Annotated in this window: 5 protein-coding genes; 1 reads left to right on the plus strand and 4 read right to left on the minus strand. The window is 72.2% G+C overall.

Annotated elements, in window-relative coordinates; genetic code table 11:
* Positions 1-80: 80 nt before the first annotated feature.
* On the minus strand, positions 81-293 hold the full coding sequence (locus tag ACJH71_RS20135) for a hypothetical protein (protein ID WP_406759746.1): 213 nt from the start codon (positions 291-293) through the stop codon (positions 81-83).
* A 444-nt stretch (positions 294-737) separates the two neighbouring features.
* On the opposite strand from ACJH71_RS20135, the gene ACJH71_RS20140 reads away from it, so the two are divergent.
* Entirely contained in the window at positions 738-11,939 is an 11,202-nt protein-coding gene (locus ACJH71_RS20140) for a hypothetical protein (RefSeq protein ID WP_406759747.1), read from the plus strand.
* 87 nt (positions 11,940-12,026) lie between these two features.
* Here ACJH71_RS20140 and ACJH71_RS20145 read toward each other — a convergent pair whose 3' ends face one another.
* From ACJH71_RS20145 to ACJH71_RS20155, 3 genes are all read right to left on the minus strand, one after another.
* Positions 12,027-12,443, minus strand: coding sequence for a nitroreductase family deazaflavin-dependent oxidoreductase (locus tag ACJH71_RS20145; RefSeq protein WP_406759787.1), 417 nt, complete (start codon positions 12,441-12,443; stop codon positions 12,027-12,029).
* 81 nt (positions 12,444-12,524) lie between these two features.
* Positions 12,525-12,914 carry a hypothetical protein gene (locus ACJH71_RS20150; protein WP_406759748.1) on the minus strand — a complete coding sequence of 130 codons (390 nt, stop codon included), beginning with the start codon at positions 12,912-12,914 and terminating at the stop codon, positions 12,525-12,527.
* Entirely contained in the window at positions 12,914-14,065 is a 1,152-nt protein-coding gene (locus ACJH71_RS20155) for a steroid 3-ketoacyl-CoA thiolase (protein ID WP_406759749.1), read from the minus strand. The genes ACJH71_RS20150 and ACJH71_RS20155 overlap by 1 nt, the downstream gene beginning before the upstream one ends.
* Between the last annotated feature and the right edge of the window lie 39 nt (positions 14,066-14,104).

The raw sequence follows: 14,104 nt of genomic DNA on the forward strand, positions 1-14,104 counted from the left end.
CCCCCCGGATGGATCCGCTGTGCATCCATGCAGTTGTGCAGTCGTAAGGCTTGCTTCCCGTCATCTAGGTACTTTTACCGCTAAGTTACCGACCAGTCTCGGCGCCACGATACCAGCGCGATTTCGGCAATTTTGCCGATGCTCTTGGGGGGCGCACTGCCGCACAGTGACAGTGGCAGAGCTGCGCTTGCCCAGTCCGCCGCCTCGCAGCGGACGTATTTCGCTGATCTCCAACTGATCGCGAACTCCTGATCGAGGGCAGCGGCAGCAAGGAAGCCCAGGATGTGCTCCATGGCGGCCCCTGGTGGGTCGTCGAGGCCCGTATTCGGCGTCTTATTGCTGCCGAATTTGTCGTGTCAGCAAACTGCGATTGAATATTTGACCCACTGCATGCGTAGGCCTCTTTGACCTACGCATTAAAGGCGTGCAATCAACGCCAATCGCCGTGAAGTAAATGCAAATTTCGTGCCAATGGTTCACATTTTTAGACTGTGACCAACATCACTCTAATCGCGCTAGCCGTGTCCGTAGGGCGGTGACCGGCGGATATAAGACTCCACCTAAAGCTGTGGAGCGTCCTGCCGTGTAGTTGCAGCCACATAAGCGGCGCTTGAGTTTGCGATAAGTGAACAGACGGCCATAATTCGAACCTGCGTGAATTCTTAGTAGAAGTTATGGAGAGGGTCGTCATGAGCCGTCGGATGTCTAGCAAAGTTGTTTATTCGTCCGGTCGGGCCGTGGGCCGTCGGCGTGTGGTGGGTGCGTCGAGTGTTGTGGCGGTGTTTTTGGGGTTTGGGGTGGGGTCGGCGTCGGTGGCGTCGGCGGATGGTTTTGATGTGTTGGATCCGGGGTTTTGGTCGGAGTTGTCGGATCCGGGTTCGGCGTTGTGGGTGGGGTGGGGTGAGCCGGGTGCGGCCGATGGTGGGTTCATCGTCGATGCGTTTGAGCAGTTCGATGTGGCGGTGGCGTCGTTTTATCACGAGGATTTGTATCTGCCGCTGTACAACCTGACGCAGGACTTTATTGCTGGTAATCAGCAGTTTTTGGACTTGGTGAATCAGCCGTTTGTGGACTTGTTCGGTCGGGCGTTGATCGGTAACGGCGTCGATGGCTTCGATGGGACCAATGAGTCGTTGCTGGGTGGGTCGGGGTGGTTCGGCAATCTCGGTGATGGCGGCTTCTTGTTCGGCGATGGTGGTGCCGGTGCGGCCGGTGTCGCTGGGATCGCTGGGGGTGTTGGTGGTGTCGGTGGTAGCGCGGGCATGTTCGGCAACGGCGGCACCGGTGGTGTCGGTGTCGACGGCGGCGATGGTGGCGCTGGTGGTGTGGGTGGGTGGTTGTTCGGCGATGGCGGCGCGGGCGGTGTGGGTGGGGCGTCACTGGATGTGTTGGTGGCCGGCGGTAATGGTGGTGCCGGCGGTGATGTGATCAGCCTGTTCGGGTTCGGTGGCACCGGTGGCGCTGGTGGTGCGGGCGCGGTCGGCACCACGGGCACGGCTGGTGTTGACGGTGTCTTGGGTGCGCTCAATGGCACCGCTGGTGGCGAGGGCCTGACCGGTGGTGTGGGTGGCAATGGTGGCGCGGGTGGTGCGGCCGGCTTCGTGCTCGGCCTGGGTGGCCTGGGCGGCGCAGGTGGTGTCGGGGGCACCGGTGGCACGGGTGGAGCCGGTGGCGCCGGCGCGGTGAGTGCCGATGATCTGGGTGGCAATGGTGGTGTCGGCGGTAACGGTGGCGATGGTGGCGTCGGTGGCCGTGGTGGTGTCGGGGGTGTGGGCGGGCACTTCGGTGCTGCCGGTGATGGCGGTGTGGGCGGTAATGCGGGCTTAGCCGGTGAGGGCGGCGCTGGTGGTGCCGGTGGTGATGGCCTCCTCGGTGGCGGTGATGGTGGCGATGGCGGCGAGGGCGGTGCGATCGGCACGATCGCCGGCGTTGGTGGGGCCGCCGGTGAGAAGTTCATGTCCTGGCTGTGGGGCAACGCGGGCCGTCCGGGCGCCGACGGACAGGTCCCGTCCGGGATCAGTGGCAATGGTGGGGTCGGCGGTAACGGTGGCAACGGCACCGGCACCCTGGCCAACGGTGATGGCGCGTCCGGTGGCAAGGGTGGGGCCGGCGGTGATGGTGGTGCGCACGGCAACGGCGCAACCGGTGGCCTGGGCGGTAACGGTATTGCGGGTGCGATCGGTGCCGATGCCAGCACGGCCGGTGGCTCCGGGGTCTCCGGTGGCAACGGTGGCCATGGTGGCGCCGGGGGTGCGGGCGGCAATGGTGGTGCGGTGGCCGGCAACGCCGGCTCCGGTGGCGCCGGCGGTAGAGGCGCCACCGGTGGCGCGGGTGGCTCGGGTGCTGATGGTGCGACCGGCAGCTTCGCTGACGGTGGTGATGGCCAGGGTGGTGCCGGTGGTGACGCCGGTTCCGGTGGTGCGGGCGGTCATGGCGGTGCCGGCGGTGCGGCCGGCAGCGGCACCACCGGCAACGCCGGTAGCGCGGGTGCCGGTGGTGGCGCCGGGGATGGTGGCAATGCCGGGGTTGCCGGTGCCGGTGGCCAGGGTGCTGCCGGCACGGTCGAGCATCCCGACGCCGGCAATGGTGGAGTCGGTGGCGCCGGTGGCGACTTCGGTGCCGGCGGCACCGGTGGTGACGGCAGCGGTCAGGGTGCTGATGGTGTGGACGGCACCGGCAGTGTGGGTGGCAATGGCGGGGCCGGTGGCGATGGCTTCCTGGGTACCAATGGTGTCGCGGGCAGCATCAATGGCACCGGCGGTGGCCAGGGCGGCAACGGTGGTGATGGTGGTGCCGGCGGCCTGACCGCCGAGGGCTCCCAGGCCGCCCAAGGCGCCGGTGGAGCCGGTGGTGATGGTGGCGCTGGCGGGAACGGCTACAACGGCTACAACGGCAACACCCCCGGCGGCGATGGCACCCATGCCGGTGATGGTGGCGCGGGTGGCAACGGCGGCCAGGGTGGGCACGGCTCGACCGACGGTGCTCACGGTGTTGGTGGCCTCGGTGGTAACGGCGGCAACGGGGGTAACGGCGCCGACGGTGGTGACGGCGCGAACGGGGACAGCGAGCACGCCGGCGGGTATGCGGGTCAAGACGGCGGCAACGGTGGCAACGCCGGTAAGGGCGGCGCCGGCGGCGACAGCGGTAACGGCACTACCTCGGCCAGCGGTGCTGACGGTGTTGCCGGGATCGGCGGCAACGGTGGCCTCGGCGGCACCGGCCTCGACGGTGTCAACGGCACCGCCGAAAACCCCGACGGCACCGCCGGCGGCAGCGGTGGGGCCGGCGGTAACGGCGGCCAAGGTGGTCTGAACACCGATGGCACGGCAGCCACTACGGGCACTGGTGGTGCCGGCGGTGCTGGTGGCCGCGGCGGTAACGGCATCAACGGCCTCCACGGTGACGAGCCGGGGGCTGATGGCACCCGCGGCGGCAATGGTGGCGCCGGCGGCGCCGGTGGTGTCGGCGGCACCGGCACGATCGAGGGTGCCCACGGCGCCGGTGGTGTCGGCGGTAACGCCGGCAACGGTGGTAGCGGCGCGGACGGCGGCAACGGTGCCAACGGCAATAGTGAGCACACGGCCGGGTATGCCGGCCAAGACGGTGGTGCCGGCGGCAACGCCGGTATCGGTGGCGCCGGCGGCGACAGCGGCGGCGGCACCTCCGCCGCCAATGGCAGTGACGGCACCGCCGGCAACGGCGGCGCCGGTGGCCTAGGCGGTACCGGCCTCGACGGCACCAACGGCACCACCGAGAACCCCGACGGGACTGCCGGTGGCGCCGGAGGGGCCGGCGGTAACGGCGGCACGGGTGGCCTCGAAGCGGACGGCACCACCCAGGCCACCACGGGCACGGGTGGTGCCGGTGGCGCCGGTGGGCGCGGCGGCAACGGCATCAACGGCACCAACGGTGACGAGCCCGGTGCCGATGGCACCCGCGGTGGCAACGGTGGCACCGGTGGCGCCGGCGGGGCCGGTGGCACCGGCTCGAGCACCGGTGCCCACGGTGCTGGTGGTGTGGGTGGTAACGCCGGCAACGGTGGTGCTGGCGCGGACGGCGCTAGCGGTGCCAACGGCGACGCGCAGCACCAGGCGGGCTACGCGGGCCAAGACGGTGGTGCTGGTGGCAACGCCGGCATCGGCGGAGCGGGCGGCGACAACGGCAACGGAACCACCGCCGCCGGCGGCAACTCCGGCACCGCCGGCCAAGGCGGCAACGGTGGCGTCGGTGGCGCCGGTCTGGACGGCACCAACGGCACCGCGGGGAACGTCAACGGCACCGCGGGTGCGGCCGGCGGCGCCGGCGGCAACGGCGGCAAGGGCGGCGTGCAAGCCGACGGCACCGCCCAGGCGGCCGACGGCAACGGCGGCGCCGGTGGCGCCGGTGGCCGTGGTGGTAGCGGCTTCAACGGTGCCAACGGCACCAACCCGGGCGGAGACGGCCAGTCCGGTGGTACGGGTGGCGATGGTGGCGCTGGTGGTGTCGGCGGTACGGGTGCGGCCACCGGTGGCCACGGCGTCGGTGGCGCCGGCGGCAACGGCGGAAACGGCGGTAACGGCGCCGACGGATCCAACGGTGCCAACGGAGACGCCGAGCACGTGGGTGGCTACGACGGTGGCGCCGGTGGTGACGGTGGCAATGCCGGGGCTGGCGGCAAGGGCGGTGACTCCGGCGGCGGTCAGCAGGGCGTCAACGGCGGCAATGGTGCCGCCGGCACCGGCGGTAACGGCGGCGCGGGCGGTTCCGGCCTGGACGGCGCAAACGGCGACCGGGACAATGTCGACGGCACCGCCGGCGGCAATGGCGGTACCGGTGGCGCGGGTGGCGCCGGCGGCCAAGAAGTCGGCGGCGGACATGCGACCGACGGCCACGGTGGCCTCGGCGGTAATGGCGGTCAGGGCGGTGCCGGTTTCGACGGCAACAACGGCGACGCCGGGCACGCGGACGGGTTCGCCGGCGGAAACGGCGGCGGCGGTGGTACCGGTGGCAACGGCGGTGCCGGTGGTGGCACCACCGGGGCCGGCGGCAATGCCGGCAACGGTGGCAACGGCGGTGCTCCCGGCGACGGTGGCGACGGTATCGACGGCACGGCGGCCCACCCCGACGGCGGCGCGGGCGGCCACGGCGGCAACGTCGGCGTCGGCGGCGGCGGCGGAACCGGCGGATCCGGCGCAACCGCAGGCAACAACGGCTCGGCAGGCAACACCCCCGGCAGCGGCGGTAACGGCGGTAACGGCGGGACAGGCTATGACGCCGCGTCCGACCCGACCGCCGCACCGGGAACGGCCGGCGGCAACGGCGGTGCCGGTGGTGCCGCCGGTGACCACGGCAATGGCGGTAACGGCGGCAACGCCGGCAGTGGTGTCGCCGGTGGTGCCGGTGGCAACGGCGAAAACCCGGGCGACGCCGGACAGACCGGCGGATCGGGCGGTAAGGGCGGTACCGGCGGTGCCGGTGGTGCCGGTGGATCGCTCGCCGGTGATGGCGGTAACGGTGGTGCCGGTGGCGCCGGCGCCGACGGTGGTGTCGGTGGCAATGGCGCCAATGGTGCGGACGGCACGTTTGACAACGGCGGAAACGGTAACGGCGGTGCGGGTGGCAGCGCCGGCACCGGTGGTGCCGGTGGCGATGGCGGCGCAGGTGGTGCCGCCGGTGGTTCCACGCACGGTAAGGCGGGCAGCGAGGGTGCCGGCGGCAACGCGGGCGATGGTGCCGATTCCGGCAAGGCCGGCGACGGCGGCACGGGTGCGCACGGCACCGCGGAGAACCCCGACGGTGGCAATGGTGGTCAGGGCGGTAACGCCGCCACCGGCGGTACCGGTGGCACGGGCGGCAGCGGCCTGACCCACGGTACGGACGGTCAGGACGGGGGCATCCCCTCCGGTTCCCAGGGCAACGGCGGCACCGGTGGCGACGGTTACGACGCCTCGACCGACCCGAACGCGGCGCCGGGGACCTCTGGTGGCAACGGTGGTGCCGGTGGTGACGCCGGCGACCACGGCAACGGTGGTCTGGGCGGCAACGGCGGTAGCGGCACCGACGGCAGCACCGGTGCGAACGGCAGCGGCACCGACGGTGACGGCAACGGCAACGCGGGTGGCTCCGGCACGGCCGGCGGCTCCGGCGGCAACGGCGGTGCCGGTGGTAAGGGCGGCTCGGTCGAAGGCGACGGCGGGGCCGGCGGTTTGGCCGGCAACGGCGGCAACGGCGGCTCCGGTGGAACGGGCGCCAACGGTACCGACGCCACCGCACCCGGCCAGGACGGCGGCAACGGCGGTGTCGGTGGCGACGCGGGGGCCGGCGGCAAGGCCGGCAACGGCGGTAACGGCGGCTCGGCGACCAACGGTTCGGCGGGTGCCAACGGCGACGGCGGCAACGGCGGTAACGGCGGCAACGCCGGTGTCGGCGGCAACGGCGGCAAGGGCGCGGACGGCGACGCCAACAACCCCGACGGCGGCAAGGGCGGTGACGGCGGCAACGACGGCGCCATCGGCCAGGGCGCAACCGGCGGTTCGGCGGGCAGCGGCGGTGCCGGCGGTACCGGCACGGCCGGTAATGGCGGGACCGACGGCACAGCGGACGCCGGTGGAGACGGTGGCGCCGGAGGCAACGGCTACGACGCCTCCACCGACCCGAACGCCGCCCCCGGCACGGCCGGTGGCAACGGTGGCGCCGGTGGTAACGCCGGTGACCACGGCAACGGCGGACAGGGCGGCAACGGCGGCTCGGGCTCCAACGGCACAGACGGCAGCGACAGCACGGACCCGTCGCAGGCCGGTGGCGACGGCACCAACGGTGGTGCCGGAGGCAACGGTGGCTCTGGTGGCACCGGCGGTTCGGTCGTGGGCAACGGTGGTGCCGGTGGTAATGCCGGCAGCGGTGGTGACGCCGGCAACGGTGGTGCCGGAGCGGACGGCGGCGACGCCACCACTCCCGGCGCCGACGGCGGTACCGGCAGCAACGGCGGCTCGGGTGGTACCGGCGGTGCCGGTGGTACCGGCGGCAGCGGCGGCGGTGCCAACAACGGCAACGCCGGCAACAACGGCGATGGCGGCGACGGAGGCGCCGGCGGTAACGCCGGTTCGGCCGGCAACGGCGGCAAGGGTGCCGACGGCGACGCCACCAACCCCGACGGCGGCGACGGCGGCAAGGGTGGCGACACCGGTAACGCCGGGTCCGGGGGATCCGGCGGTGGTGCCGGAACCGGTGGTGCAGGTGGCACCGGCAATGCCGGCGGCGACGGTGGCGACGGTGCCGAAGGCACGCCGTCGGGAGATGGCGGCGACGGCGGTAACGGCTACACCAACCCCAACGGCGACGGTGGCAACGGTGGCAATGGTGGCGACGCCGGCAGCCACGGCAACGGCGGCAATGCCGGTAACGGTGGCGATGGGCACGGTGACAACTCCAACGGCGGCTCCGGTGGCTCCGGTGGTGCCGGTGGTACCGACACCGGCAACGGCGGCAACGGCGGCGATGGCGGCAACGGCGACCACAACGGTGGTGCCGGTGGTGGTGGCGGCGACGCCGGCGCCAACGGCAATGGTGGCGACGCCGGAGACGGTGGCACAGGCCAGACCGGTGACGGTGGCAACGGTGGCGACGGTGGTGCCGGCGGCACCCAGACCGGTGATGGTGGCAATGCCGGTGACGGCGGCGACGGCGGCCAGCACGGCGGTGACGGCGGCACCGGTGGCAGCGCCACGGGCGAAGGCAACGGCGGCAACGGTGGCTACGGCGGTGATGGACTGCCGGGCCCGAACGGTCCCAACGGCGCCAACGGCGGCAGCGGAACCCAGCCCGGTGAGGCCGGCGGCGACGGCCAGGCCGGTGGAGCCGGCGGTAAGGGCGGCGACGGCGGTGCCGGCAGCGGCGTCGGTTACCACGCCGGCAGTGGCGGCCTAGGCGGCAACGGCGGCAATGGTGGTGACGGCGGCGATGGCGCCAAGGGCGCTACCGGCACCTTCGCCGGTGGCGACAACGGTGACGGTGGCCAGGGCGGCAACGCCGGCAACGGCGGCGCCGGCGGCGCCGGCGCGGCTGGCGGCAACGCCGGTATCGGCCTCAACGGTGCCACCGATGGCGTCCACGGCGCCGGCGGTGCCGGCGGAAACGGTGGTAACGCCGGTAGCGCCGGTAGCGGCGGCAAGGGCGCCAACGGGACCGCGAGCCACCTCGACGGTGGCAACGGTGGGGCCGGTGGCTCCGGCGGCAGCGCCGGCGCGGCAGGTGCCGGTGGCGACAATGGCGACGGCACCACTGGTGCCGCCGGGCAGGCCGGTAACGGAAGCATTGGTGGCGACGGCGCCGACGGTGGCCGCGGCTACATCGGTGCCAACGGCAAGGCCGGCGACATCAACGGAACGGCCGGTGGTAACGGCGGTGCCGGCGGCAACGGTGGTGCCGGTGGTTTCGCCGGCAACGGAACGCAGCTCAACCAGGGCGACGGCGGCAGCGGTGGCGACGGTGGCGCTGGCGGCAACGGTTACAACGGTCTCAACGGCTCGGCGCCCGGGGCCGACGGCGGCAACGGTGGCAACGGTGGCGCCGGTGGTAACGGCGGTGTCGCAGGCACCGGACACACCGCGGGTGACCACGGTGTCGGCGGGCTCGGTGGCAACGGTGGCAACGGCGGCAACGGCGCCGATGGTGCCAACGGCAGCACCGGTGGCGGCGACGGGCAGAACGGCGGCGCCGGCGGTAACGCCGGAATCGGTGGCCAAGGTGGCGACAGCGGCGGCGGTCAGCACTCCGACAACGGCACCGACGGTTCAGCCGGTGTCGGTGGCAACGGCGGTAGCGGTGCCAAGGGCACCGACGGCGCCGACGGCACCACCGCTGACGTCAACGGTGTCGCCGGTGGCAACGGCGGCAAGGGCGGTAACGGCGGCCTGGGCGGCTTGGAGGCCGACGGTTCCACGCACGCTGCCGCGGGTGCCGGTGGCAGCGGTGGTGCCGGTGGTAAGGGCGGCAACGGTATTGACGGTGCGGCCGGGTCGTTTGTGACCGGTGACGGCAACGGCGGCAACGGCGGTAACGGTGGCTCCGGCGGTAACGGTGGTGTCGGTGGTACCGGTTCGACCACGGGTGCCACGGGTGCTGCGGGCTCGGGTGGTAACGCCGGTAACGGTGGTGCCGGTGACCAGGGGGCTGCGGGTAGTGCCGGGGTTGCGGGTGTGAACAACGGTGCCGGTGGCGCGGGCCATGACGGCGGCAGCGGCGGCAACGCCGGTGTCGGCGGCAAGGCCGGCACCGGGACCGGTGCGGCCACCGATGGAGCCAACGGCGACGCGGGTGTTGGTGGTGCCGGCGGTAAGGGCGGCCAAGGTGCCGCGGGTGTCAACGGTGTCAATGCCGGCGACAGCGGCACCTCCGGTGGCAGCGGTGGCGCCGGCGGTAACGGTGGCAAGGGTGGCCTGGAGGCCGACGGTTCCACGCACGCTGCCTCGGGTGCCGGTGCCGATGGTGGCGCCGGTGGTAAGGGCGGCAACGGTATTGACGGTGCGGCCGGGTCGTTTGTGACCGGTGACGGCAACGGCGGCAACGGCGGTAACGGTGGCTCCGGCGGTAACGGTGGTGTCGGTGGTACCGGTTCGACCACGGGTGCCACGGGTGCTGCGGGCTCGGGTGGTAACGCCGGTAACGGTGGTGCCGGTGACCAGGGGGCTGCGGGTAGTGCCGGGGTTGCGGGTGTGAACAACGGTGCCGCTGGCGCGGGCCATGACGGCGGTAACGGCGGCAACGCCGGTGTCGGCGGCAAGGCCGGCACCGGGACCGGTGCGGCCACCGATGGAGCCAACGGCGACGCGGGTGTTGGTGGTGCCGGTGGCAAGGGCGGCCAGGGGGCCGCCGGTACCGATGCCAGTAGCTCGGCCAACCCCAACGGTGGCACCGGCGGCAGCGGTGGCAAGGGCGGCAGCGGTGGCGTCGGTGGCCTGCAGGCCAACGGGGTGGACCGTGGTGCCGACGGCCAGGGTGCTGATGGTGGTGCCGGCGGGCGGGGTGGCAATGGCTTCACCCAGGCGGCGGGCAGTTCGGCCAACGGCGGCAACGGTGGCCAGGGTGGAGTCGGCGGCGCCGGTGGCGACCGGGGCGCGGTGGCGGCCAGCGGTGGCGCCGGTGGTCAGGGTGGCAACGCCGGCAACGGTGGTTCCGGCGCGGACGGCAAGGCCGGCGCGGATGCCACAGTGGCCGGTGCCGCCGGCGGCACCGGTGGCGACGGCACAAGCGGTGGCAAGGGCGGCAACGGTGGCGCCGGTGGCGCCGGCGGGGCCAGTGGCACCGCCAGCAACGGTGCGGCGAACCATCACGGTGCTGGTGGTGTCGGTGGCAACGCCGGCAGCGGCGGCAATGCCGGCAACGGTGGTGCCGGTGGTAAGGGCCTCGGTGGTGGCACCGGGACGACCGCGGGCGTCGGTGGCGCCGGTGGCGCCGGCGGTAACCGCGGCGCTGCGGGCAGCGCGGGTGCCGGTGGCGACAGTGGCGGTGGGCAGTCGGCCGCCAACGGCGCGGCCGGTGCGGCCGGTACTGCCGGTGGTAACGGCGGTAAGGGCGGCGATGGCGGCACCGGTACCACGCTGGCCAGCGGCGCCGGCCAAAACGGTGGGGCCGGCGGCCAGGGCGGTGCAGCCGGGACGCTCGGCAACGGTGGGGCCGGGGGCAGCGGCGGCAACGGTGGCACCGGCAACAACGCGACCACGGCCGGCTCCAACGGCTCCGCCGGCGGCAACGGCGGCAACGCCGGTGCCGGCGGTAAGGCCGGCGCGGGGGTCGGCGACACCGGTGGCAATGCCGGCAAGGCCGGCAGCGGCGGCGACGGCGGCGACGGGGCCAACGCCACCGCGGCCAGCGGCAAGGGTGGCAACGGCGGCACCGGCGGCAACGCCGGCAACGGCGCCGCCGGCGGCAGTGCGGCCAACGGAACGTCGGGCATCGACAGTAACGGCGGCGTGGCCGGAAACGGTGGCGACGGCGGCGACGGCGCCAAGGGCACCAACGGGGTTGCGTCTCCGGAGTACAACGCCGCTGCCAGCAACGGAACCGTTGGCGGCGCCGGCGGCACCGGTGGTACCGGTGGGTCCGGCGGGGCCGGCGGCGGGACTACCGGTGTGGGCACCAATGGTGGCGACGGCGGTAAGGGCGGCGCGGGCGCGGACGGCGGCAACGGCGGTTACACCACGCACGGCAATGACGGTGAGCCGCTCCAGGGCCACAACATCGGCACCGGCGCGAATGGTGGCGCCGGTGGCGCCGGCGGCAACGGCGGTGCGGCCGGTGCCGGTACCAGCCTGGGCGCTGCCGGCCACGCGGGTAACGGTGGCGACGGCGGTGTCGGCGGCAAGGGTGGCAGCAGTGGAAACCTCCAACCGCTGGGCTACCTCGACACCGCCGGAAACTCCTCGGCGGGGACCCCGGCCAATGTCACCGGCGCCGGTGGTACCGGTGGCAACGGCGGTACCGGATTCGTCGGCGGAGACGGCGGTGCCGGCGGCATGGGCGGCAGCGATCAGTACGCGGCCGGCTCCAACGGCGGCGCGGGCGGTACCGGTGGCAACGGCGGCGCCGGTGTCGGGGCAGGCAGCACCGGTGGCGACGGCGGTGCCGGCGGCAAGGGCGGCGACGGCAGCAACATCCGCTGGGGCTGGACCGGCAAGGGAACGCCTCCGTCCTCGATCAGCAACGGAACCACCAGCGCCTCCGGACCGGTCAACAACGTGCACGGCGGTAATGGCGGTAAGGGCGGCAACGGTGGCGTCGGCCAGGCGACCAACGGTGTCGGCGGTAGCGGCGGGTCCGGCGGCACCGTCATCACCCCGAACCTGCCGACCGGTCCGGGATCCATCGGCACCAACGCCGGTGCGATCAACGGTGGTGCCGGCGGCACGGGTGGGACCGGCGCCACCAACGGCACGACCGGCGCGAGCGGCAAAACGCCTTAAGCGTTTCGCCAACGAGAGCCCCGCACACCGGGTGTGCGGGGCTCTCGTTGGCGGCTGGTCTGATTCGCAGCCCTCGCGAGGTTGCTGCTAGGGCTCGCAGATGACGATCGGGATCTCCCGATCGGTCCAGGCCCGGTAGTTGACGAAGTCCGGGTACATCTTGTCGAGCTTGGGCCAGTAGGCGGCCCGTTCGGCCTCGCTGGCGTCGCGGGCACGCAGGATGAGCACCTCGCTGCGGATCCGGAAGGACACCTGCGGGTTGGCTTTCAGGTTCAGGTACCACATCGGGTTGGTGGCGCGCCCGCCCTGGGAGGCCACCAGGATCACTCGGTCACCTTCGCGCAGGAACAACAGTGGGGATTCGCGCGGCTGACCGGACTTGCGTCCGGTGGTCGTGAGGATGCCGACCTCGGGAACCTCACCGAAGTGCTTGGTGCCCAACCGCCATTTACCGCCGACCCGGCCGCCGGTCGCCTTGTAGGCCCAGGTGTTGGCCTTCGACATCCACTTGATCACCGTTCCGGTGACCGGCGAATCCAGCGACTTCGGCTTCTCTGGTGTGTCTGGGTTGCTCACGGGCTCACTCTAACGGTGGATGAACGGACGAATCCCCGCGCGGATGTGATGGATCACAGCGGTGCCGTCCGCGCTGTCCGCGGGGATCCGGAAAACCTCGTCGACATGCGAGCAGACCCGGACCCCGAACAGCGACGGCTTGGTGATGATGTCGTAGACCGCCCGCACGTCGTCGCCGTCGATGCTGTACTTCGGCAGCGTGGCCGCCGAGATCAACCGGAACTGCGGACCGCGGTTGAGGCTGCGCCGCAAATGATTTCCCGAGAATCCGGTCTTGAGCCCGACCTCGATCCGGACACAGTCGGGTGCGAACCGGACCGCCGAGGCGTCGTGACTGACCAGGGCGTCGATGTAGGCCTGGGCCGCCGCGATGCGGTCAGCCTCCGGAACCGAGGCCACTAGATGCGCTCGATGATGGTGCCGGTGGACAGCGCTCCGCCGGCACACATGGTGATCAGCGCGGTCGACTTGTCGGTGCGCTCGAGCTCGTGCAGCGCCGTGGTGATCAGCCGGCTACCGGTGGAACCCACCGGGTGGCCCAGCGCGATCGCCCCGCCGTTGACGTTGACCCGATCCATGTCCGGCTTGTGCACCGCGGCCCAGGACAGCACCACCGAGGCGAACGCCTCGTTGATCTCGACCAGGTCGATGTCGCCGATCTTCATCCCGGCCTTTTCCAGCACCCGGGCGGTGGACTGCACCGGGCCGTCCAGGTGGTAGTAGGTCTCGGCGCCGACGTTGGCCTGGCTGATGATCCGGGCCCGCGGCCGCAGGCCCAGCGCCTTGGCCTTGTCCTCGTCCATCCACAGCACCGCGGCGGCGCCGTCGGAGATCTGCGACGAGGTACCGGCGGTGTGTGAGCCGCCCTCCATGACGGGGTTGAGCGCCGCGAGGCCCTCGGCCGTGGTGTCACGCAGGCCCTGGTCGCGGCTGACGATGTTCAGCTCGGCGGTGGGTTGCTTGTTCTCGTCGATCACCGGGGCCTCGATCGGGGAGATCTCCCGGTCGAACCGTCCCTCGGCCCAGGCCTGCTTGGCCAGCTGCTGGGACCGCAGCCCCAGGGCGTCCAGGTCGGCGCGGGTGATGCCCCGGCGCTTGGCGATGCGCTCGGCCGCCTCGAACTGGTTGGGCAGGTCGATGTCCCAGGACGCCGCTCGCGCACCGCCGCCGTTCGCGCCCAGCGGGACGCGGCTCATCGCCTCGATGCCGCAGGCGATGCCGATGTCGATGGCGCCGGTGGCGATGAGGCCGGCGATCAGGTGGTTGGCCTGCTGCGCGCTGCCGCACTGGCAGTCGATGCTGGTGGCGCCGACGTGCTCGGGCAGCCCGGCCACCAGCCACGACTGCCGGGTGACGTTGTTGCCCTGCTCGCCGAACTGCGTGACGCAGCCGCCGATGACCTGCTCGACGCTTCCCGCGTCGATCCCGGCCTTCGCGACCAATGCCTTCTGCACCGCCCCGAGAAGTTCGGTGGCGTGCAGGCCGGACAACCAGCCATTACGTTTACCGATGGGGCTGCGGGTGGCTTCGACGATGACAGGATTACCCATGCGGCCAGGCTAGAACACGTTTCATTAGTCTGACAAGCG

This window comes from Mycobacterium sp. SMC-15 (assembly GCF_045310925.1).
Classification (GTDB): domain Bacteria; phylum Actinomycetota; class Actinomycetes; order Mycobacteriales; family Mycobacteriaceae; genus Mycobacterium.

Coding starts and splice junctions, on each gene's coding strand:
- ACJH71_RS20145 (WP_406759787.1), bottom strand. CDS start 12,443: ATGTCGAAGGCCAACACCTGGGCCTACAAGGCGACCGGCGGCCGGGTC.
- ACJH71_RS20135 (WP_406759746.1), bottom strand. CDS start 293: ATGGAGCACATCCTGGGCTTCCTTGCTGCCGCTGCCCTCGATCAGGAG.
- ACJH71_RS20155 (WP_406759749.1), bottom strand. CDS start 14,065: ATGGGTAATCCTGTCATCGTCGAAGCCACCCGCAGCCCCATCGGTAAA.